The organism is Adhaeribacter aerolatus, from assembly GCF_007991635.1.
Classification (GTDB): Bacteria; Bacteroidota; Bacteroidia; order Cytophagales; family Hymenobacteraceae; genus Adhaeribacter; species Adhaeribacter aerolatus.
This window is the reverse complement of the sequence record NZ_BJYS01000012.1, coordinates 72,770-95,522: the sequence shown is the minus strand read 5'-3', so window position 1 is coordinate 95,522 and position 22,753 is coordinate 72,770. Positions and strand designations below refer to the sequence as shown.

Here is a 22,753-nt window from a genome sequence, read left to right as displayed (position 1 = left end):
AAACTTAATTATTCCCAACAGATAGTCCAAGTGTGCTGGCAGTAGGGACTGTACCCGAATTGGGTGAGTGTTGACAGTTGGTAAGATTCGGTAGATAACCTGAAGTTGCTGTTAAACCAGGAAGTAGGTTGGGGCCTGGAAGCAAACCGCATCGTCTCTACTAAGCCTAGCAGTTATGAGCAGGCAGGAAACATAAAGCGCATGTCGTAGCAAGAATTATTGACTCACCTGAAGTGCTTTAACTTTGTGAAAGTGTTGCAAGTCAGTGAACCCAGATCGACGCGTGAGATTCTATGCCATGTACCTGCCTGAGCAGGTGAAGTGCAGACAGATTAAAGAGAGAAATTTAAAATGGTGAAGCAATGGCACTAGCAGCGTGCTTCTGTACCATCAAGCAGCAGTGTCACACGCAACAATTTTTCGTCCGTCAGACTTAGTCCTTCCAGAATCAAATCTTCTGAGTGCTGGGGAATTTTCGCGAATAACATACATGGGCCAAGACAAAATAATTGGAGATGTATATGTTCTGCAAAGAAGGTTATTCCTCCAAGTAAAAAGAGAGTTCATCCATAGCTTTGCGTAACTCCTATATTATAAGGATCACTTTACAATCCTGTAAAATAATCCTAATGGCTTTTATTTATACTATTAACCTTTTTAGCGTTTTCGAAAATTGGAATAGTAGTAGCCATTTTGGTGTTTCTACCTACTTTACTTTAATCCTTTAAGAACTACTTTCCTATGAAAAAACATGGAAAGAGGGGAATGAAAACGCTATTTCGAAACGCAAAACGAGTTTTTCATTAAAGTAAAAATACCTACTACTAGGTATGTTTTTTAATATTTAAACACCGTAGATTTATATTTCATTATTTCATTGATTAATTGCTTGATTTATATAAGCAGTAGAAAAGAATATACGAAGGCTTCCTGATATAAAATTAGCACCTATTTATCAGATAATTCAATAAACTAATGGCTTCCAGAGCAACACAGGCATTTGCTACAAGTTTTAAAGTCATGGGAGGATCTAATGTGCCTGCTTACACTTTAGAGTTTTTGACTCCAACACCAAAGTATCCAAAAGGAAGCTTTGAAACAGTAATTGTGCCTTATATAGAATTGGGAAGAGAAAACTGTTTAATAAGTTTTGGGGATGAAATGCCAACCGTTAGCCGTAAACATGCAGCTCTGGAGAGGAGAGGAAAAGAAACAATTTTAAAAAACCTGTCCAAGACTAACCAAACTTTGGTTAATGGCCGACCCGTTATAAACCAATATTTTTTAAACAGTGGCGATGAAATTCAGCTTTCTTTAGAAGGGCCAAAACTACGGTACAATGAAGCGCAGATGGGTACTACCAAAATGGCATTTACAAAACGTATGAACCTTGTTATGAGGCAAGCAATAAGGCCTTATAAAAGAGCTTTAATAATTGTAAGTATACTGGTATTACTTGGCTTAATTGCTGGTGCCTTTTTTATTTACAAAATGAGAGAGGAAAATAAAAATACTCTTAATAAAATAGAAGCTTCAAACCAACAGCACGCAGAATCACTGGCTAAATTAAATGCGGTAAATCAAAGCCTGGAAGCGGAATTATTGGCTAAAAAAGATGAACTCGGAAAAGCCATTGCAGCACAGGAAAAAGTAAGAAAAACCGCTAACAAAAATAATTCTTTTAATAAAAATCCTGTCCATGAAGTAGCAGCCACCACTCCGGAAACAAAAACTGTTTTACCCCAAGCGGAACTTATTGTTACTGGTATGAGACAGCATGTGCTTGCTGTGTACTTAAAAAAGATTTTGGTAGAGTGGAACGGTAAAATATTATATGAAGACAGCCCGAATGAAACTGTTTGCAGTGGTTTTCTGCTGAATGATGGCCTATTTGTAACTGCCCGTCAGTGTATAGATATTCATGCGTCAGAATCTTCGGAACTTAATTTTATAGCAAATAGTGGCGGTAAAGTTACTTATTTCTTTCAGGCCGTGTCCCCTGATGAAAAGGTAATTCTCTATTTTACTAACCATGACCTAAAGTTTGATGCTAGTAGAGATAATTATGAACAATACACCTATAATGGAATTAAGGGTAGTATAAAGATATTTGATCCCTTAACCGGAAACGACTGGGCTTACCTTAAAACAAAAAATACGCAAGGCATAATCTACGACAAAACTTTGACCTCTAGTTTAAAGGAGGGAACAGAGCTGTTTTCGTTGGGATATGCCTATGGCAGTTCATTAACCTTGCAGCTAGCAGGATTGGATCCCTATTTTAATAAAGTAACTATTGCAAGTAGTAACAATGAAAAAAGAAATTATATACAATTAAAAGATAATGGCTTGGATGTGGGTAATACAGGAGGTCCATTATTTTATATAAAAGATAACAAGCCTTTTGCTGTGGCAATTGTATCTGGCAAGAAGGCAGATGAAACTGATCCCACAGAGGTTAATATAATTACGCCACTAGCAAATTTAAAAAATTAGCAACTGATGCTGAAACAGCTGGAAGAAATACGCTCCTACTTTATGCAGGCATTATAATCCTAATAGTAAGTTGTTTTTTCCTGTTAAACCCCTTGAAAACATTATTATGATAATTGAAATTTTTGCAACTACAGATAACGGGCAGCGTTATGGTCAAAACGAAGATAACTTTGCCGTCTGTAAAGATCTTGCCAATAAAAATTGGGGATTTAAGCCGCAGGAAAAGATTACATTATCAGAACAAGGTGCTGTAATGCTGGTAGCCGATGGTATGGGAGGGGCTAATGCTGGTGAAGTTGCTTCTGACATAGCTCAGAAAGTGGTACAGGAGCAATTTAATCAGCTCACAGAAGTACCTGGTACCGATAAGGAAAAGGTTAGCTTCTTAAAGAAGGTGATCCAGGCTGCCCACGAAGCTATAGTAGCACACCAGGTAGACAACCTGGAAACAGCCGGAATGGGTACAACCATTGTTTTACTTTGGACAATCCCGGATAAAGCATATATAGCCTGGTGTGGTGATAGCCGTTTGTATATTCATAAAAAAGGAATTCCTCTAAAGCCTTTAACCGATGATCATTCCTATGTCTGGGAGCTGGTGAAACAAGGTAAGATTACTCCGAAAGAAGCACGTCTGCACCCAGAAAGCAATATCATTACGCAGAGCCTTGGTGACCCCACTACCCCCCCTAAAACAGAAACTAAAATAATAGATATGCAGGAAGGCGACAGGTTTTTACTATGTAGTGATGGCCTTAACAGTATGCTGGATGATGAGGAGATAGAAGCCGTTCTTACCCAGGAAGAAGATACTGTTGAAGCCAGTAAGAGACTTATTGCAGAAGCTAATGCTGCAGGTGGCCATGATAATATTACCGTTATCCTTTTTGATGTACACGAAGCAACTGCTAAACAGGTTGCTATACCTGCCCGGACTACTACCCAGGAATTAAGAAACTTTATCCGGAGTAAAAACAGGGTAATTGCAGTTTTAAGTTTTTTACTTGTATGTGTTCTTGGCTATGTAGTAGCTGGTTACATTCCAAAAAAGTCGTCTAATGAGCCAATTGCCAAACAACCACTTTCGAATGCTCCTGTTATAGTTGCTGCAGAAGCAAAACAGGATAGTTTAACTATGCCTGTAGCTGAGACAGCTACTGCTGCTAAACCAGAGGAAAACAATGATGTAGTAGCACCCACCGTAAAGCCACCAGTTACTTCCCCACAAAAAAATATTAAAGATAAAATTTCTCCCAATAAGCTGGAGATTGAAAACAAGAGTCGCATTGATTCTGTCGCAGAAAAGAAATCTACTCCAATTACCCCTCCAAAAGTTGATCAAAAAGATTCGACTGAAAAGTCTTCTCCTGAAAAATTAGAAAAGGATAAAAAACTAACTGCAGATACTTCAGGGAAAAATAATAATCCTGTTCCGTCGGAGGCTAAGAAAGACACTACCAAATCACAATAAGATTAATATAAATACAATTAATAGTAAACGAATAAATAAGTTAAAATATATGAGATGTTATACATGTGGATTTACGAATGCCAATGGCAGCAAAGTGTGTGAAAAGTGTGGTACAAACCTGAAGGCTCCCGTTGCTGCTCCTGTTGTGGCGGCAAGTCAGACACAGGGCAACCGTCAGGCATCTCAGCCCGAAGGCATACCTACTATGCGTGGTGTGGCTTCACAACAGACCCCCTGGGATGTAGATACTGAAACTAAGTTTAAGTGCGAGGATTGTGGGCATTACCCGCTAAAAAATGCCGTATCCAAAGAAACGCCTTGCCCAAATTGTAAATCAACCGGTGAAAAGGTTGTTCAAAATGGCACCATGAAATTTTCTAATATTTACTTTGGAAATGGTGCCGTTACAACTACCCCAAAAGTAACTTTAGTAGATGTGGCCACCAATAAAGTACTGGAGTTTGAAGGAGAAGATGTGGTGTTGAATCGGGCTAACCTGCATCCCAGCGACCAAAGTATTTCTTCGGCGCAACATGTGCAGTTTATAAAAGAAAAAGATACCTGGCATGTAACCGATTTGAGCACTAACAATGCTACATTTATTCAGGTTACCGGCAAAGTGGCGGTAGAAACAGGTGCCCATATACTTATTGGTAACAGAATATTCAGAATAGAATTAGAATAATGGAGGTTGTTTCACCGCAGGCCGTAGAGCTAAGTCCTATGTCGGTAGTTACTTCTGCCAACCAGGAGTATATTGTAGAAAAGGAAATAGGGCAGGGGGGCTTTGGCAACGTATACCAGGTACACGGCCAAGACGGCGACTTTGCGCTGAAACTAACCAAAATGTGGAAGTTTACTCCTAACGAACGCATTGAATATGCCAAAAGATTCCGGCAGGAGTACGAATATGCCCGCCTGATTCCGGGTGAGAACATTGTTAAACCCTATGATTACGACGTATACCAGGGTAACCCTTTTATTGTAATGGACTACTGCCCTAACGGGAGCCTGCGTAAAAGAATAGGGGAGCAGTGGGATGCGCCAGCGTTGAAGCAATTAGCAACTGGTATCCTGAAAGGCCTGCGGAACATGCACCGCGAGGGTATTATTCACCGGGACTTAAAGCCGGAAAATGTCCTGTTTGATGCAGTGGAAAATCCTAAACTCGCCGATTTTGGGATTTCTGCTTCTATCCGGAGCCGCATGACCCGGCGTAACATTTTAGGTCAGGTAAAAGAGGTATTTGCTTCCGGGGTTTACTCAGCCCCTGAGCAACTCGATTATGCCCGGGCCTTTAAAGTAATGGGGAATACCAATGATATTTATTCTTTTGGGGCGGTAATGTATGAAACAATAACCAAAGGTGAGTTCCCCTTCGGAAGTTTCGAAGATTTTCAGGCCGATATTAAAGCCTATGAGGCAAAGAAAAGGAAAGGTCAATGGAATAAAGAACTTTTGACTGATAATTCTCCGGAGCCAGTCTGGAACACCATTATTGAACGTTGCCTGCAATTTAACCCGGAGGATAGATACCAGCAGGCCGAGGAAATCCTGGAGTTGCTAAAAGCTAAAAATGATTCTGGTTCTATAACTAACCAGGAGGGCTTATCCGATACCATGGTTTTGCGGGTAATGAACGGCGATGAAATTGGGAGGCTATATAACCTGAATAACCTGGTGGAATTTAATCAGCCCGACTGGCAAATACAATATAATGTGTTTGCCAATTGGTTAAATGATTATCTTAAAAGTGATGTTAGGTGGCATAAAGATAATCTTCAGGTGCTTACCCTGGGGTGGTTTAACCCGGAAGAGCCCTTTGCCAACAGTATTGGTATAGCCGAGCATTTTTCTAATTATATCTCCCGCTTCCATGCCACCTTAGTCTACCACACCGAAACCAAAAGGTGGTTTATTATGGATGGCCAACCGGTGCAAATGGTGAATGGTATTTTAAAATTGCCCTTGCAGATAAACAACTCCACCAACGGTACATTTGTGAATTCGGCTCCTTTGCAAAGTATGATTAAGGAACTACAGTTTAACGATATTATAACTTTAGGTGATACAACTTTGAAAGTAGTAGGTTAAGGGACATAGGCCTTAGTGCCTGGTGCCTACTTCGGTTGGCATAGATGAATGAGCTATTTTAATTGCTCTTTTTAGGACCAAAATAAAACTCTTGCGCACTCTTCCGTGCGCCTACACCATCTTTCCACGTAAATACAGAATAATGTTTAATTATTTCGGAACAGAGGTGGTGATTTAGCCAATGTCTAACAATTTTGGATAATATTTTTTTTATGCATGTACTCGTAATACAAGCTCTCCATTCTCATCTGCTCTGCTAATTAGCAGTAAAGGTAAACAAGCCCAAAGAATCTGATAAGTCCGATAAAGAATGCAAATAAAAAAGCAGGTTCTCCACCTGCTTCTAAAGAAGAGTTTTCAGTTTGTACTTTCTTAAATTACACGGTAGTTTGTACCTGGATTCATTTCGATTTGCTGACCAATATTAATCCTATTAACAACGGCTCCGGCAATATTAATTCGTCCTAACGAATCTGCAACTGCATCAGCAACCATGTTCTGGCACTGAATATGATTATTAACATTGAATCTCTTGTAATTCTGAGTATATCCTGTAGGTGGATATGTTATAGTTACTTTTCCCCAAGGCATATTATTCTATTTTATTTACCCTGCTCTTAAGGCTTTTCAGGGTTTGCCCCGTTTTAACCTCCTGTACGGTCAGGTTCGTTTTTTCAGTGATGACTGTCTTCACTATTTTATAATATGGGTGGTCATCCCTTTTTAACCGTAATGCTTTTTTGATTTCCTTGAATCCTCATGTTGTATGACTAATTATCAGTTCTTTTCAGAAAAATTATACGCTGCTAACCTTTCCCAATTAGTTGGTAGTTTATAAAGTATTTGATACAAACGCAATACTGAAAATTCAGTATTTTAGGTCTTGGCTCCATATATGGGGCTTTATTATAGTTGTTTTCTGTCTTAACTGATAAATAGCTACTAAAAAATAATCTATACGGTAATCTAATAGGCTAAGCATTGCGGGAAATGTATTGCATGCGCTCCAGGATTTGCGCTCTTTTAATGCCCAGTTGCGTAAGCTCGCGGGTTAAAGCCCCTATTTTGTTGTTCAGGTTTCTGGCCATGGCTTTCATTTCCTGGTTGCCGGTACCTACCATCTCCGCTGCTTTATAAAAAGCCAGGGAATCTTCGGCGAGGCCCACGATAATATTTACCCCCGGAATCATATCAGTCATGCCTTTGTGCTTTAGCTCTTCTATCACTACTTTCTTCAGAATAGATAATGCTGTTTTGGCGTGTCCGTCTATGCGGGTACCGCTCTTGCTGTAAGTGTCATACACCTGCCGTACCAGCGCCTGGTAAAGAGAATTGGCTTTTTTAATTTCAAAAGCGTTGATAATAACGTTAAGCGGAATTAAAGAGGCATTGGCTATAACGGCAGTGAAGCCCCAGGCATTGGCCGTTAGCATGGTCCGGTTTAAATCCGTTTGCACTTGTTTTAAAAGGTTAATTCCCTCGGCAATGTTAAGCTGCTTTCTGGCTATGGCATTATATTGGTGCATTAAATTCATAAACGTTAAATTTTTTATAAATTGAAAATATCTTCTGAATAAAAGAAAAGGTGAAAAGAAAAATGATTTAAACTTAACCGATAATAGTTTATTAATGTACCACTTTCAAAAGCCTGATATTGCCACCTGCTTTTTAGCTGTTAAAAGTAAGGCAATACTATTGTTCAGTTTCTGCAACCTCGTCTTTGTTGGTGATTGTTTCTACATTTGATACGGGCAATGTATAGGAGCCGAGTTGTCCCTCTTTTAGATAGAATATAATGGCTTGGGTGGGGTCTTCATCTTCCATCATAAAGTAGCTTACCGGACCAAAAAACTCTCTTAGCTGTGCTTCATTGCAGGTTGGTAAAAATATTCGCAGTACCCGTGGGTCGTAGAACCGGAAGTAAAGTTCTTCTCCTTCTTCGGTTTGCACTAGCAAAAACTTGCGGAAATGGAGGTGCAATTCGCTGGAAGGTGCGGTAGAATAAAAATAAATACCCCAGAAGTCCCCCCAACCTTCCTCTGCCAGCCAATTGGCAAAGGAAGTGCCTTCCTGATAAATAAAGAGATAAGGCGCTACAACACCTAGATCTTCCTTACTCCGCCCTCGGTATAAAGAAGCATACTGTGAGTTTAGTCCTTTTGCTTTTTCCATGCGTTCCAGCATGCGGGCGGCGTCCAGAATTGTGTAAGAAAATTGAATAGGGAAATCCATGGAAGAATTAGACAATAAAATTACAATAGCATTATAAGATAATACAATAATCTTATAAGATAAAAAGATGAAGAATAAAATTTAATAAGACAGTGTCCATAAAAGTGTGTAAATGAAGGTTCGGGCCAAAAGTTCGGATCTTTTTTATTAACTTAAACTAAGCCAAGGACACTAGCATGATTAGTAAAGACGACTTTCTCAACGCAGAGTTCCTGAAGCAGTTCAAGAACTCAAAAGAATTCGCCTCCTTTATGGAGGATCTCTACGTACGCGGCACCGAAAAAATGCTCGAAGCCGAGATGGACCAACATCTGGGCTATGAGAAACATGCTTCCGAAGGCCGCAATGGGGGTAACTCCCGTAATGGCAAGACCAGTAAGATACTCAAAAGTAAATATGGGGCAGTAGGGATAAAAGTACCCCGAGACCGAGCCTCCACTTTTGAGCCGGTAGTGGTGCCTAAGCGCAGCAGCCTGGCCGAAGGCATCGAAGAGCTGGTAATTTCCTTGTATGCCAAAGGGATGAGCACGCGGGATATTGAAGAACAGTTACGGGAAATTTACGAGTTTAACCTCTCCGAATCGGCCATTTCCAACATCACGAATAAGATTAATGAAGACATTCTGGAATGGCAGCAAAGACCCTTAGAGACGGTTTACTGCATTGTCTGGCTGGATGGCATTGTCTTTAAAGTGCGCCATAACGGCAAGGTCATCAACAAAACGGTTTACCTGGCGGTGGGATTAAATACAAAAGGGAGAAAAGAGTTGCTGGGGCTGTGGCTGGCCGAAACGGAAAGCGCCGCTTTCTGGATCAGCGTACTGACGGATATGAAAGCCCGGGGAGTAGAGGACCTGCTCATCAGTTGTAGCGATAATCTTACCGGCTTTGCGGGGGCGATCCGCAGCGTTTTTCCCCAAGCAGCCACCCAGATCTGTGTAGTACACCAGATAAGAAACTCTAGCCGGTATGTGGTCTACAAGGATAAGAAAGCCTTTACCACCGACCTAAAGGCTATCTACAATGCCCTTAATCGGGAAGTGGCCGCTGTGGCCCTGGAGCAGTTGGATCAGAACTGGGGCACAAAGTACCCTTATGCTATCAAATCCTGGCGGACGAACTGGGAGGTTCTGACAGTCTTTTTTGACTTCCCACTGGAAATCAGAAAAATCATTTACACGACTAATTTAATTGAGAATCTAAATGGCAAAATCCGCAAGTACACCAAAAGTAAAGGAGCTTTCCCGGACGATAACTCAGTGAAAAAGGCCGTATTCCTGGCCTTGCGAGAAATAACTAAGAAGTGGACCCAACTGATACAGAATTGGGGTATTATCCTCAATCAATTTGTAACTTTATTCCCAGACCGATGTAAATTATAAGAACCAAGCCCGAACCCATTTACACACTTCCTTAGACACTACCTTTAATAAAAAGCTTGGTTATTTATTATCCTTTATTTTAATCATTTGATATTTTTAATGGAACCATCAGCATTACGTTCAATTTGTCTCATTCTGTTTACATCACCCGAATCCGTGTTCTTTGTACTTGTAGATTTTGGCGGGCTTTGAGTACTAGCATGCTCTTTCATTTTAACAGCCTCTATATGGTTTTTTTCACTTAAAGTCTGTGTGTTCTTTTCCTTAATATCCCTAAATTCTTTATTTAATTTTCCTTTCTCATCAATTAAGTTATTTCTTTCTTTTTCAATTTGTTCCTTCCTGCTGTATCGCCATGATTCTCTATTTTTTTCATTATTTGAGAAATTACCAGCGGCTTCTTCTTCTATTTTTTCCTCTAATATCTTTTTCTCTTTTCGAAGATCTTCAAGATTCTTATCTACTTCATCAATTCGTTTCTTAACCTTTCCTAATTCATTCTCTCCTTCCGTAATTTTTTTATCAAGCTCTTTTATTCTTTTGTCGTAAGGACATGACGTCTTTGCACTTGGTACAGCATCAGAAGTATTCTTCCTTTCATTTTCTGCCTCTTTCAATTTCTCGTGCAAAGCATTAGACACAACTAGCGCAGAAGCAGTAAGTATAGCTGCCTTTAAAGCGACTACGGCTGTTTCTGTTAAAGCAATTCCAGCAATCACTACAGGTACCATAGCTATTCGCAAGAAGTAGTTAGTTCTGAAAAAAATACTTCCAACATCTGGTCACCACATAAATCTGTATTTTCAAAAATTTCTAAAAAGACATTACTATTTAAGAAATCTTCACCTAAAAGGATTCCTAAAGCTAAATATCCGAATATTCCTCTTTCAGAAAATATGGACAGTTCATTACATTTTATTCTTTTATGAATTATGTAATTTAAAATATCATCGTTAGTAAAGTTATGGAGATGCTTTGGGAAAATTCTTTTAAGCTTTTCTGAAAAAGCCTTGTTTAAAGTATTAAATCTATATGTTTCTGCTGTTTTAAGGAAGCTTCTATTTAAGATCATAAGCATGGGATAGTTTTTATAACTTGCATATTGCACAACCAATTGTTCCATCAATTGCAGCTTGTTTTAAACTTGCCACTTGTGCTATTGTAACTGCAACTTCGTTAGGTGCATCTTTTACTACATTTTTTAAAACATCAACAGGCATTGCTGCCAATCCACCTGACTTTTGGGGTGAAGCTGGAGATTTACTATTCTGAGCACTATTTTTTGCAACAGAATTATTTGGGCTACTAGTAGCGCCACCACCGCCTGCACTACCTGCAGAGGTTTCTCCAATAAGTACAGTAGGAAAACCAATCGTAATGGCCCCACCATGCACACACTGGTCGCCCATTCGAGCAGCAGGTTTGCCTCCGAAAAACACACCAGTAGATCCCAATACAATAGTATCTGGCGGTCCTACACAAGTACACATATCGCCCATCACTGCCGCTGGCATATTGCCAATCAGCACGGTTGGGCAACCGGGTCCAGTAATGGGTCCGCCAACATGGGGCACCGGTGGTACCCCAGGGGTTACCATTGGGCACATGTGCATATCGCCAATTCTAGCTGCTGGTTTGCTCATAATCTTTATTTTTATCTCCCAACTATTTCCATCTACTGGGTAAGTTTCGAGGTGGTACTTTTAAATATTAAACCTGATCTAAAACGGCTTTCCGAGCAGAATAAATAGCATCCCGTTCAGTGGGTGCCGCAACAGCGGTTTTAAAAATTAAAAGCGTATTTCCGGTTTTAATCTGGTCCCCATCCGATAGAAAAAAGGGTTGCCCGGGTTGTACTTTGGTTTTAGTATTCATTACAAAAGTTCCGTTGGCGCTTTCCAGGTCTTCCAACACAAAATCAATGTGGCTTGGTTTGGGTTCTACTCTAATAGCGGCGTGTTTGCGGCTTACCAAGCCGTCGTTTTCAATTTTAATAATGCCGTTGGTGCCTCCTATGGCACCAGCCTCCCGGCCAATTAAAGTAAGGGCTTGTTTTATGGGAAAGGCAAAAGGTTTATCAATCCCGGATAGCTGCACTACCCAGCCGTATAACCGCTCCTGCTTTACCGGAGCTGGTACCGGGTTAGGAGTATTATAACCCCAATTTTCCCTTTCAGCGTTTTTAGGAACTACCCCGGCATTAAAGCCGGCTTGAGTATTTTCTTTAGGGTTAAGGCCATATTGGTTTTCACCAAAATCACTATCGGTTACCATTAGCACAAATAACCAGATGGCACCAATAAGAGGAATGAGCGAAATAAAGTAAAACCAACCACTTTTTCCAGTATCGTGGAGCCGCCGGACGGTAACGGCTAACCCCGGAATAATCATGGATAAAAAATATAACCCAGAAAATACAGGAATAATGGTACTTCCTCCCATGGCTACATAGATGCCAGCATCTAGCATAATAGCTATGGTAGAAAAAAGAATATTAAACAGCACGAAAAACCAATATTCGCTTCGCCTGGCACGGCCGCTAAATGTTGCGTAGTTCTGTAAGGCTTTTAGAAAGTACTTCATATTTTCTTATGTTTTAATCTTGTCACTGAGGCTAATCTGTGCTGTCTGGTTTATAACTTTTATTTGATATCCGTTTCCAGATGGGAAAAAATCTTTCCCATAGCTTTAATTTTAATTTTTATGGTATTCTAAACCACTACCCCGCTTCCCGAAAGGAAAATATAGCTTGTTTTATTATCCTCCTGGTGAAAAGAGTTTTAGGGCTTTTTCTTTTAAGTAAAAAAAAGCCATTTCCAGGTAATTCTTTTTGGGAGCAACTGGTAATGGTGCCGCTTTTACTGCTAGATTAGGTAAGTTAAATTTCTCACCGGCTGCGGCTGCTTGAGCTGAATTGTAGCCATTAACTAAAAGCCGCAATTGAGCTCTGAATAAAGCATTCGGGGTTAGCCCCAGAACGCTACCGCTTACCAAATAAGCCAGCGTTTCGGCCACCTGGCCCGGTACAGCGCCAACTCCGCGCACAGAAACGCTGCCCCTGCTGGCTCCCGCAATGGTTGTTGGCAGGGCTATGGCTACTCCATTGGTTTTTGCACATTGCTTCGCTATCTGCCACAAGGTTTCTTGTTCCTGGTAATTCAGGATACCGATCTTCATCATTTCTCTTGTAAAGTTTTGCGGCACCTTTTTCATAAGAATCATGATGCTGTTCTGGAATAATATTTAGCTTTTTAGCTTCTACCTAGTTATTTTAAATTAATTGCGGTATCAGGTCCACCACCGGGTACATTTTCATGCTGGTTACGCGCTGTATAGCTTCAGCTTCGCTATTGGTCTCGCCGAACCGGCACAGTACCAGGTTGGTTTTGCCTACCTGAAAAGTATCGCCATCTACGAGGCTAAATGTCTGGTTTGCTTTTAACCTAGTTTGGGTATCGTGTATGTAAATACCATTGGCACTGTTTAGGTCGGTAATGCTAAAATCAAGGTTATTACCTAAGTCTAGAACGTTAAGCCGGGCATGCCTTCTGCTAATACTTAAATCACCGGTCAGGGGTATGTCGCAGGTTAACTGCCCAAATTCCTCGCGGCCCAGTACGAGGTTTTTCTCCGGAATAGCATAAGATTGTTTTGGCCGACCCGCGGTATGCACTACCAGCCAGCCAAATACTTTGGGTTTCTCGGCAAAATTGCCGGAATGCTGCATTTCGCCTAACTTTTGCAAAAGCTGCACCATTTTATCGGCAAAGTACTCTACTTTGCTTAGGGCTTCCTGCGATTCGTTGTGGGCGTACTCCAGGGTCAGCAAACCTCTGAGTAAGTTTTCGAATTCGCGCGGCGCCAGTTCAAACCAGGCGTGTAAATAATTAAGCAAATCTTCCCGGTCTTTCCGCAGCAAAGTGTTTAGGGTAAGGCTAATTACCCGGGCCCACCGGACAAAATATTCTACCATGAGCAGGGGCGGCTGCTGGTGGTAAATAAGCCGGAACGTATCCATGCCGTTGGCCAGGAAAATCATGGTTTGCTGGGCCACCGCCAGAATGCCGTTATCTACGTTGGTAGGGTTGGGTTTAGACAACATTTTCTGGATTACCTCGGTGGCGGCAATCTCGGCATTGTTTAGCTGCTGCAGCAAACGGTTATAGATGGCCAGCATGCGCGGATAACTGGAAACCTGCATGCAGGGCGGTATGTAGTGCTCCGATAATTTTACAAGTTCGCCTTCTACCCGCAGCCGGCCTATACTCAACTGAAAAACGCTAAACTCCGGGTGGTAAGTCTGGGGGTAGGGGAGTATTTCTAACCGGTAATTGGTAATAGTATGAGGCGGCCTTTTGGGAGTTTCTTCCGGGTCGGGTTGCCCCATGGGCACCCGGGTAAACGGATCGGCCACCAGGATGAGTTCGTAAGCCTGGGCCCGCATTTCCTGTATTTGAAGGCTGGCCTCTACCGGCTGGGTCTGGTGCGTAATTTCAATCCGGACTCCTCCTGGCGTAACAGCCCGGCACTCTATTACTTTTACTTTTACATAACCCGAATGATCAAAATTAAGCTGTATATCTAAAGGCTGTTTAGTAGAGCTGCTTTGGGGCAGCAAGCCATAGCTATAGGCATTCATTTGCATTCCGGCAACATCCCGTATCTGGTCGCTCAAAGCATTCTCCTGTTGTAAAAAGTGAGCCTTCGAGATTTTCATCCCATCTATCCAATTAACCGGAAAGTGTTTTAAGTGTGGAAGCATATTTTGTGTTTAATTAATAATTTAAATAACGGTGGAATACCCTAAGCGGGAAGATAAATCAAATTCGGCCAGCATAAATCCGGATTCTTCTGCCTGAACCTCCACATTAGTTTCAACCTCTACTTCTGCCTGGAAAAAGAACCCGTACAAGACTGCTAATAATTTAGTGTTTTTTCCTTCGGGTAAAAAAGAACTTACCTTATTTCTTTTTACCGGTCCAACCGAAACCTGTAACATAGGTTCATCGTCGAACCAACTGGTGCCGATTACCGAATCTACCCCCAGTACCATGCTTCCAAGACTGGAGAGCAAGCCGTCTTCTATAACCTGAATTTTATTGTAGCGGGTACTAATCTGTACCTTTTCTCCCAGCACTACTCCCAGGCCTTGCGCGGTAAGGTGTAAATCGCCGACAATCTGGTGCAGGTGCGGCAATATGGCCAGCATAGTCAAACTTTGCCTTTGATTAAAGTGCCGCGGATTTAATTTCCAGAAGCGCATGAGCATTTTAATGTTTTCCGGCTGGGCACTGTTTAACCAATATTTCAGTTCGGTACTGTCCAGCCAGATGCGCTGGCGGTAAAACTCCTGCTCCAGGGGTAAAAAGAACTGGCGGGCTGCTTTTTCTTCCTGCCGGTAACGTTCCGTTTCTTCAATAGCTTCCTCGGTGCTTTTCTGGGTTTTCGATAAAGGCTGGTGAAACATGCCCTCCGGCAGCATATCGTACAGGCCTTCGCGGGAAATCTGTAAGATAGTTTTCTTCTCCCCGGCAGTATCCGGTTCCTGTATCGTTAGCACATCTTTGCTGACAGCCCTTCGGAAAGTACCGGTTGGTTTTATAATTATATCGTCGGGCGTAATGCTTTCGTTCTCTATCCAGGAGGCAACCAGTACCTCTGCCCTTAAATCGTCATCAACTGGTTGCATAAGCATTTTTATTACTTAGGTAAACCTGAATATCGGTTAAAAAAAGCTTATTTCTTTCAATATAAGATTGCAGCTCGTTACAGGCCGAATTCCAGTCCATATCCAGGAAATTATCAGCCGGCGTAAGCATTATATCGAGGGTTTTAATAAAACCACTCCGGGAAGCAAGCTCCTTCCGGAAACCTTTTTTTATATCTACAGATTTAATTTTATCTCCTAATTCGGCAAAACAGGCGGCTTTTAAATCTTCTTCAGTCGCAATCCGGCTGCGGGTAAGTAGGGCAAACCGGTAAGCATGTACTTTCTCGGCTTCATTTAAGGGTTCCCGGCCGCCGGTAGTAGCCGATATCAGCATTAGCGAGGTGCGCCTGGCATTGGTAGGCGACAGGGGCTTTAACCTGGTGCCCGGTGGCAGCAGGTTAGCGGTTTCGCCGTGGGAGGTCCAGAATTCAATCCAGACATCTTCGGCAGTTTTGGTATTCAGAAACAAGTGGCATTTAGCAGCCTGGCTTACCGGCTTATTTAAGAAATGCATTTTAAGCCTGGCCAGACTTTGGTCCAGCCCCCTTATTTCGGTGTTCAGGGCGTAATTACCAAAAGCTTTAAATACGGCACTTTCGTCGCGCATTAGTTCGTATAAATAGTGCAATAGTGCTTCTGCATCGCGCTGGTCAAACCGGCTTACTCCGCTTTGCTTCACAGAATAGGTGCCGTCTTCCATTTCGCGCAATTTATCTGCCGCCACCGCTTGGTAATCGCGGTAAGGCGTAAATACCCGGTTAGCCGACATGAAATGTTCGTCAATCACCAGCGGGATAATATTAAGATTAGGGGTAAGAGAAAAAGGACGATTGCCGGTATGCAGTTTCCGGTTCATTACCGGAAAACAGTTTACTGCGCAATAAACATCATTAATAGCCGGTAAGTTTACGCCTTCCGGGAAACGCACTTCTATCCAGAGCAACTCATCCTTTAGCTTTTTTAATTGTTCCTCGGTAAAAATGTTTTTGAAAGCGGCTGGGTATTGGCTGAAGGCTAAAGGGCCAGTTTCTTCTTGTATACTGATAAACTGGTTTTGGTAAATTTGCAGCACATGGGTCTCAAATGGTTTCATTAAATCGGTTTCTACCATTTGCCTGTTTTCCGGGTCATCTTTTAACGGATAACCCCCATGTATTTTCAGGACCGTGTTTTCGGCGGCTTTCCAATTAGTTAAGACCAGCAGCGGCAGATACTTTGCTTTATCCGGATTGTTTTTCCAGTCGAAAAAGAAAGACAAACCATTCAGGCTGGTTATTTTTTTATTAAGCTTTAAGCCTAGCCATAAAGAAGAGTTGTAAGAGGCTTCTTCGTTAGCAGCGTAAATGCTCTCTCCTTTAGTTAAAGGGGTTTCATAAAAAGTTACCTTATTGCGGGTAGCCTGGCAAACCACAGTTGCATCAAAAACAGGAAAATCGGTGGCAGGTGAAAAAGTTATGGGTACTACTACTGTTTTACTTCCCTGCAGAATTTCTTTATCCGCAGAAAATAAATTATCCTTTTTGATAGTTGTTACCGGTAGCTCAGTACTGGCCTGCATAATAGCATGGGCCGGGCGGGCACTGGTGGTAACTTCCGGTACCATTAATTCAGCTAATCGCTCTAGGATGCGGGCCTGAGATGCGTAAACATGATGAGCTGTCCGTTCGAACTCTACGGCACAGGCACTCATGATTAAATCTATTACGGGATCCAGGCTATCTGCATCTGCTTCCTGCAAACCCCACAAGGCAACCGCTTGGCCCCGGAGCCTGCGTTTTACCTGCTCCTTAGTAAAGCTGTCGGGTTGGATGGTATTAGAAGATGCTTGTAAATTTAAATTCATGCCGGCCGTAATTAGGTAAGTGAAAGAGGACTGAAAAAGATGAATTCGTTATGTTGGAAAGATTCATTCGTTTGCTTAATTGTTCCTTCTATCTGCACGTTAATTCTTCTTTTGAATTCAGTAATCTTTCTTGTTTTTGGGTCGATTACTTTCAAATCGTCTAGATTTACTTCAACCTGAAGATTAGATAATCTGACCTCGTATTTTTTAAGGGATTGCAGAAAAGAGTCCAGGAGTTCGCCTTTCCATTTATCTACGCTCCGGATAGTTTCAAAGTCTTTTTCCCATATCATACAGCCATATTCATCGTCGTAGCGGCTTTCTTTAAAGTGGGTGCGGATAATAAGATTTATATGCTGCCGTAGCGAATCCGCCAGAAGGCACCTTGGCTGCCGTTCTTTCCGGGTGATTTTTTCAAAATTGAGGGGCAGGGTATAGTAGTTGTGAACCATAGCTAGAAATAAAGTAATACTAAATGTTATAGGAACCTTCCAAGGAGGTTATATATGAGAGAAATGCAGGAGCCTGGCGTATTCATTATCGGTTTGATTCAGGTTCCTATCCCTAAACCGGGGAATTACATACTGGGTATACCCACCTAACCGTTGCTCAATCATTTTTTGTACATTGTCACTTTTTCCGCCAACTAATTTCTTTACTGCTGCATCGGCCGCTATTTTGTCGTTGAGATTAGCTTTTATAAAATTCTGTTGGGTGCCAATGGTACCAATGTGCGCCACAACTTCTTTTTTTAATTCTATCTTAACCCTGTACTCGCAATGGGTACCCCAATTTGAAAGTACAGCCAAGCTATCCCGGATTATGTGTTTTTTAAGATTAAGATCATAGTTGTTTAGCGTACTAAAGGTTCTCATTATTTCGGCCATGGTTTTGGCATCTATCCAGTAAGCGCCAAATTTGCTCGCGTGCAGGCTGGAAGCGAACCGCCAAAGTATCATTCCCGGCTTTAGCGTGGTAGTGGCTATGGTGGTTCTGAAAGAATTTATATCACTTGGCGTTAATTGATCTACTCTTTCCATTTGCATTAAATTTGTTTTTAGCTCCCTTCTATTCTTTACATTTTTCCGCTACCTGGCAACGAGCACCATCTTCAAAAAATCAGTAAGGTTAATTTAACCTTATTATGCCGGCCTTTACCGATGCCTGTGCGCCTCCATCAATTTGTAACATTTGGGATTTTACCGATGCCTGGGCGCCTTCTATGCTTAGCTGGGCAGACGCTTTTAATTTGGTAGTTGTACTTTCCAGGCTCATTTGCTGCCCTTTCAGGTTTATGGCATTATCGGCATTTACTTTCATATCCATGGCTTTTATTTCGGTGGCCTGGCCAGAATTTACTTTTATACCCTGGTCAGCTTTAACACTCAGTTCCTGAGCCTTCATATCGGTGGCTTTCCCCGATTTTATCTTAATGCCTTCCTCTGCGGTCATTTCAATAGATTTGGCTTTCATAACCAAATCACCTTTGGTTTGGATGGTAATTTTGCCCTGGCCTTCCATAGAAAGGGAAATAAAATTAGTAGGGTCGCCGGTAGCTTTATTTAATATTTTAATTTCTTCTTTGCCGTCTTTATCAGAAAAGTAGATCTCGTTGCCGTTGCGGGTCCGTAGTACTTTATAGTTATTTTTACTGTCTTTCCAGTCTGTGGGAGCTACTTTTTTGTGGTACACGCTGCCCATTACAAAGGGCTTATCGGGGTTATTATCTTCAAACCCCACCATTACCTCATCGTCAATTTCGGGTATGAAATAAAAACCATGCACGGCACTTGTGCCGTTACCGGCCATGTTGGTGACTACCCGGATCCAGGGCGTTGATTCGGGTGCTTTCTGCCAGTAAAACTGAACTTTAACCCGGCCTAAACCTTCCGGGTCTATGTTATCAATAACTAACGCCGGCTGTATTTCGCTTTTGGGTTTTGTGACCACAGGTGGCGGCGGCGACTGGTTCTCAGCCGGTATAGCGGTAAAATCATTGCTGTAGGAGTAAGTGCCTGTAATTTGGTGTATAATTGAAGTTATTATAAACTGGCCATAATCCTGCTCGTTTACAGCCTCCCCGGTAATATTCACTACGGTACCTACGTTCAGGTGGGGATTATCGCTGTTACCGGTTGCCACTACCATGTTGTGGGCAGCAGCATTTTTTTGGATAGTCAAAATTTCATCGAGTTCCTGTTGCTGGACAACTACTTCCGGGGCAGCAAAAGTCGGTTCCTGGGAATAGGTTTTAGCGGACTGATCTAAGACAAAACCGCCGAATTCATCCAGGTCATCTACCGAAGCCGCTGCCGTTGTACTTTCGTATACTTCGCTCTCGAGGTAGTTATAAGCAATGGCTTTACTATTAACCGGCGCTAACCGAAGGTTAAATTCAAAATTAAAAAGGTCCTCTCCGAACGGCAGATCAATAACTTGTCCTTTTGGTAATTTACCAAAAACTAGTTTGGTGCCGTCGTAAAAACACCATTCTCCGTATTGGGCCGCCATGCGCTGCATAAAAGCCCAGTTACTCTCGTTAAACTGCACCACATAAGGTATGGCACTCTTATACACCGGACTTACCTGGGTTTCGAGAGACCGGGGCACTTTCTCCAAAGCAGCATTAGCAATATCCTGTAATGATTTTTGGTTATATGATCTGTACTGCCCGTTTCCATCCATCAGCACGGTGGGGCTGTTCCCCCGGATTATAACCTGCCGTTCCCCGTTTTCGGATCGATTAATCCCAATATTGGTAACTAAACCTATATATTGGTTATCATCGTACTTTTTATCAAAGAACTTGGGGCTAAACCGAATGTTGATAGTTTTGCCAATATAATTTTTTGATTTTTGAAGGTACTCCCGGCTGCTTTTTTCAAAAGCATCCATAGGTAGTACTATCTTAAAAGTATGGTGCTGATGAATATCTTGGGTAATGGAAATACTGGAAAAAGGCAGTAGCTGCTCTCCTTCGATGCTAATATGAACGTCTACGTGCTGTGCCAAGATTAAATCTTTTTAGTTTTAAAGAAAATTGCCTTCCTAAGGCCAGCTAATTAAGCATCCCTAATTCTTAAGCCCAAATGGGTTTGTAAAAAGCATTTTCCAACCTTCGTTTTCAACAATTTCATATATTGTGCCGCCTATGGCATCTTTCGCAGATTCAGGTAAAGATTGATTTATGATGGAACCAATAAATACACCTCCCTCATAAGCTACAGTCACTAATACAATTTTGGCTAAGGAGGCTTTTGCAACTAATAAAGCTCTTTGCAGACTGGAATATTCAAAAACTTGTATAGCACCAGAAGCAGTAAATTCTGCTGGTAATGGGCCAAAACCTTTTAATGCCCATTGTAAAGGAGTTAATGTGTCATAATATGCAGCCATCTTAGCCCCTACAGGAATACCTACAGCAAATTTTGCTGCTGATGAAGCAGTACTTCTGTTTGTATCTACAAAATTCTTCCACGTTCCTTTCGCAAAAGTTTTGATAAAAGAGGCTAAAGATTCTTTGTTTTCAGGCACTCTATTAGATTCATAAATTGTTATTACTCCTTTACGATCGGCCATGATTTTTAATTTTATTTGGTTTATGTTCCTTTATGATATAATTTAAATTTGCAGTCTCTTATGTCAATAAGAGACTGCAAATTTGAGTTACTTTTTACTAGGCCACTCATTCTTAAACTGAGCGGTTCCTTCACCTTCAATTTTTATTTCGTGAGCAGAAATTGTAAAGGTTTCCATCATGTTTTCACCCCCTTGCCAGCTAAAGCTCTCGCCGTAGTTAACAATAAAGGAGTCGTTAAACAGAATCTTTTTTACCGATTGCGTTTCATTTTCATCACTGTTAATTATAATCTCACCACTTTTGGTTTTACCGGTTTGGGTAGTCATCCACTCCGGTAAAAAAGCACTCTTTGTAGATTCAATGGTGATGTTAACGGTGCCACCTCTTACCTGGCCAGACGGCCGGCCGGAAGCATCAATATCGCGGTTGAAATTGTAAGAGAAATCAATAACTCTCGCGTCTTTAATTTTGTCTAAGTTTAGTCTTGCATTAACTGCCATAGTCGTAAAGTTTATTTAAGTTGTTAAAAATTTATAAAATGGATATGTTGATTTAAGAGGGAATTATTTTTCTTCGTATTCTGATTTCCAGGCTTCAGCAGTATCGCCTTTGGTACCACCCATTTTTAGCATAAAGCTTTTGGCCGGGAAGAATGGGGTAAGATGCAGGTCAATATTAATGATCTTGGTATCCGGATCTTGTTCAAGCCGTACCAGATTGTAATCCTGAATTATTTTGTCGCTGCCTTTAATGCTTTCCAGGAACTTACAGATTTCCCGGGTTACATCTTTCTCCACTATAGAGGTCCAGTTAACAAATGCCTGCCGGTTAAGGAAATCAATAATAACTTTGCCGATGTAATCAAAAACCCGAACCACTGAGTAGGTCTGTAAGCCAATATCGTTACCCGTGTAGAGTGTTTTAGCCGAGAAGGCCATTACTTTTTCCCATTCTTTTACCATGGGTACCAAGCCGCGCTTTTCAAGTTCGGTAATCTCGCTTTTCTTCAGCGGGAAGCTTACACTGTCTACTTCACTTAAGCCACCATGCATTTTACCGGCAGTAGGCTGGGCAATAAGGGTGCTGTAAATTTTACCTGCCAGGGCGGTGGAAGGTGGTAAATACATTTCCTCTTCTTCGCCAATATCTTCGTGTTTTTCACGTCCTACTAACCAGTTGCAGGTCATCAAAACATTCGACCGGTAAATGTCGCCACCCGTAAGGTTGGCCGCATCAAACTCTTCCATTACCGCATCCGGCTCGTCTAGATTTTCGAAGTCGGTAACCAGCATTACTTTATTCTGGTGGGCAATTTTAGCCCATTTCTCTACTACTTTATTTGAGCCTAGATAACCCGGCACCACCAATAAAGCATAGTTCTCACGCAGGTCTAACCGGTCATGTCGGGCTTTGAGCTCCTCATTAATTTTGTCAATTACAATGGTATTATCCAGGTCTTTGAGGCGATCAATGTTGGCATTAAAAATAGTTAAGTTCTTTATTTTATCACTTTCCGCATTTTTATAGAACATAGCTACCGAGCGGTAAGCCTGCTCCAACGGACGTATCTCGTCGACTGCTTTTTTTAAATTTGTTTTTAAGGCTTCTTTTGCTGAATCAGCCTTTTCCTGGGCCGCAGAAACAATATCCGAAATGCTTTCTGAAGCCTTAACCAGGTCCAGCCACATGCTTAACTGGTTTTTTAGTTTTTCCCGGTCATTTGCCCGCGACGATTCAGTTAAGAAGATGTTCTTACGGGCCTTACTTTCGGGGTTCATTACCTTAACCCCTTCTATGGCGTTTTCTATTAGTTCAAATCCGCCAAAATCTATTAGCTTGTCGCAAAGCTCACTTAGGTTACGACTAGGCGCAGCCTTTTCAACCGTTACTGCTTCTTTTTCGCGGGTATTTAATAATTCTTCCTGTTCCATGATTTTATTATAAG

At 41.6% G+C, this 22,753-nt stretch carries 22 protein-coding genes; 5 read left to right on the top strand and 17 right to left on the bottom strand.

Features of this window, described 5'->3' with window-relative positions:
* Window positions 1-975 precede the first annotated feature (975 nt).
* The 4 genes from AAE02nite_RS09365 to AAE02nite_RS09350 all read left to right on the top strand — a co-directional run bounded on the left by AAE02nite_RS09365 (window position 976) and on the right by AAE02nite_RS09350 (window position 6,061).
* Window positions 976-2,496 (top strand): FHA domain-containing protein, encoded by a 1,521-nt coding sequence (locus AAE02nite_RS09365; protein WP_146897458.1) that lies wholly within the window; start codon window positions 976-978, stop codon window positions 2,494-2,496.
* Window positions 2,497-2,602: 106 nt separating this feature from the next.
* Window positions 2,603-3,967, top strand: a complete 1,365-nt coding sequence (locus AAE02nite_RS09360) for a PP2C family protein-serine/threonine phosphatase (RefSeq protein WP_146897457.1) — start codon at window positions 2,603-2,605, stop codon at window positions 3,965-3,967.
* A gap of 49 nt (window positions 3,968-4,016) precedes the next feature.
* On the top strand, window positions 4,017-4,652 hold the full coding sequence (locus AAE02nite_RS09355; RefSeq protein ID WP_146897456.1) for an FHA domain-containing protein: 636 nt from the start codon (window positions 4,017-4,019) through the stop codon (window positions 4,650-4,652).
* Window positions 4,652-6,061: an FHA domain-containing serine/threonine-protein kinase gene (locus AAE02nite_RS09350; protein WP_146897455.1), complete on the top strand. Its 1,410-nt coding sequence runs from the start codon at window positions 4,652-4,654 to the stop codon at window positions 6,059-6,061. Before AAE02nite_RS09355 ends, AAE02nite_RS09350 begins: the two co-directional genes overlap by 1 nt.
* Before the next feature lie 372 nt (window positions 6,062-6,433).
* On the opposite strand, the gene AAE02nite_RS26255 is transcribed toward AAE02nite_RS09350, so the two are convergent.
* From AAE02nite_RS26255 to AAE02nite_RS09340, 3 genes are all read right to left on the bottom strand, one after another.
* The gene (locus AAE02nite_RS26255) at window positions 6,434-6,652 is read right to left on the bottom strand and encodes a hypothetical protein (RefSeq protein ID WP_170252561.1); all 219 of its coding nucleotides are present in this window, start codon (window positions 6,650-6,652) and stop codon (window positions 6,434-6,436) included.
* A 383-nt stretch (window positions 6,653-7,035) separates the two neighbouring features.
* Entirely contained in the window at window positions 7,036-7,596 is a 561-nt protein-coding gene (locus AAE02nite_RS09345) for a hypothetical protein (RefSeq protein WP_146897454.1), read from the bottom strand.
* A gap of 157 nt (window positions 7,597-7,753) precedes the next feature.
* The gene (locus AAE02nite_RS09340) at window positions 7,754-8,293 is read right to left on the bottom strand and encodes a DUF4123 domain-containing protein (RefSeq protein ID WP_146897453.1); all 540 of its coding nucleotides are present in this window, start codon (window positions 8,291-8,293) and stop codon (window positions 7,754-7,756) included.
* 176 nt (window positions 8,294-8,469) lie between these two features.
* On the opposite strand from AAE02nite_RS09340, the gene AAE02nite_RS09335 reads away from it, so the two are divergent.
* Window positions 8,470-9,675, top strand: a complete 1,206-nt coding sequence (locus tag AAE02nite_RS09335) for an IS256 family transposase (RefSeq protein ID WP_146897452.1) — start codon at window positions 8,470-8,472, stop codon at window positions 9,673-9,675.
* An 83-nt stretch (window positions 9,676-9,758) separates the two neighbouring features.
* Here AAE02nite_RS09335 and AAE02nite_RS09330 read toward each other — a convergent pair whose 3' ends face one another.
* The 14 genes from AAE02nite_RS09330 to AAE02nite_RS09265 all read right to left on the bottom strand — a co-directional run bounded on the left by AAE02nite_RS09330 (window position 9,759) and on the right by AAE02nite_RS09265 (window position 22,739).
* A complete protein-coding gene (locus AAE02nite_RS09330) occupies window positions 9,759-10,406 on the bottom strand; it encodes a hypothetical protein (RefSeq protein ID WP_146897451.1) in 648 nt (215 codons plus the stop codon).
* A 2-nt stretch (window positions 10,407-10,408) separates the two neighbouring features.
* Window positions 10,409-10,747: a hypothetical protein gene (locus AAE02nite_RS09325; protein ID WP_146897450.1), complete on the bottom strand. Its 339-nt coding sequence runs from the start codon at window positions 10,745-10,747 to the stop codon at window positions 10,409-10,411.
* Window positions 10,748-10,763: 16 nt separating this feature from the next.
* Complete coding sequence (locus AAE02nite_RS26925; protein ID WP_371863462.1) at window positions 10,764-11,189, bottom strand: PAAR domain-containing protein; 426 nt, start codon at window positions 11,187-11,189, stop codon at window positions 10,764-10,766.
* 196 nt (window positions 11,190-11,385) lie between these two features.
* Complete coding sequence (locus AAE02nite_RS26250; RefSeq protein WP_170252560.1) at window positions 11,386-12,258, bottom strand: DUF805 domain-containing protein; 873 nt, start codon at window positions 12,256-12,258, stop codon at window positions 11,386-11,388.
* A gap of 174 nt (window positions 12,259-12,432) precedes the next feature.
* Window positions 12,433-12,855, bottom strand: a complete 423-nt coding sequence (locus AAE02nite_RS09310) for a hypothetical protein (protein WP_146897448.1) — start codon at window positions 12,853-12,855, stop codon at window positions 12,433-12,435.
* 91 nt (window positions 12,856-12,946) lie between these two features.
* A complete protein-coding gene (locus AAE02nite_RS09305) occupies window positions 12,947-14,437 on the bottom strand; it encodes an FHA domain-containing protein (RefSeq protein WP_146897447.1) in 1,491 nt (496 codons plus the stop codon).
* Between the two features lie 21 nt (window positions 14,438-14,458).
* Window positions 14,459-15,364 (bottom strand): type VI secretion system baseplate subunit TssG, encoded by a 906-nt coding sequence (locus tag AAE02nite_RS09300; protein ID WP_170252559.1) that lies wholly within the window; start codon window positions 15,362-15,364, stop codon window positions 14,459-14,461.
* Window positions 15,351-17,228 carry a type VI secretion system baseplate subunit TssF gene (locus AAE02nite_RS09295; protein WP_146897445.1) on the bottom strand — a complete coding sequence of 626 codons (1,878 nt, stop codon included), beginning with the start codon at window positions 17,226-17,228 and terminating at the stop codon, window positions 15,351-15,353. Before AAE02nite_RS09295 ends, AAE02nite_RS09300 begins: the two co-directional genes overlap by 14 nt.
* 11 nt (window positions 17,229-17,239) lie before the next feature.
* A complete protein-coding gene (locus tag AAE02nite_RS09290; protein WP_146897444.1) occupies window positions 17,240-17,680 on the bottom strand; it encodes a GPW/gp25 family protein in 441 nt (146 codons plus the stop codon).
* A 48-nt stretch (window positions 17,681-17,728) separates the two neighbouring features.
* A complete protein-coding gene (locus AAE02nite_RS09285) occupies window positions 17,729-18,268 on the bottom strand; it encodes a hypothetical protein (RefSeq protein ID WP_146897443.1) in 540 nt (179 codons plus the stop codon).
* A gap of 88 nt (window positions 18,269-18,356) precedes the next feature.
* A complete protein-coding gene (locus AAE02nite_RS09280; protein ID WP_146897442.1) occupies window positions 18,357-20,240 on the bottom strand; it encodes a type VI secretion system Vgr family protein in 1,884 nt (627 codons plus the stop codon).
* 60 nt (window positions 20,241-20,300) lie between these two features.
* Entirely contained in the window at window positions 20,301-20,807 is a 507-nt protein-coding gene (locus AAE02nite_RS09275; RefSeq protein WP_146897441.1) for a hypothetical protein, read from the bottom strand.
* An 87-nt stretch (window positions 20,808-20,894) separates the two neighbouring features.
* Window positions 20,895-21,308, bottom strand: a complete 414-nt coding sequence (gene tssD, locus AAE02nite_RS09270; RefSeq protein ID WP_146897440.1) for a type VI secretion system tube protein TssD — start codon at window positions 21,306-21,308, stop codon at window positions 20,895-20,897.
* Between the two features lie 63 nt (window positions 21,309-21,371).
* A complete protein-coding gene (locus AAE02nite_RS09265) occupies window positions 21,372-22,739 on the bottom strand; it encodes a type VI secretion system contractile sheath protein TssC (RefSeq protein WP_146897439.1) in 1,368 nt (455 codons plus the stop codon).
* Between the last annotated feature and the right edge of the window lie 14 nt (window positions 22,740-22,753).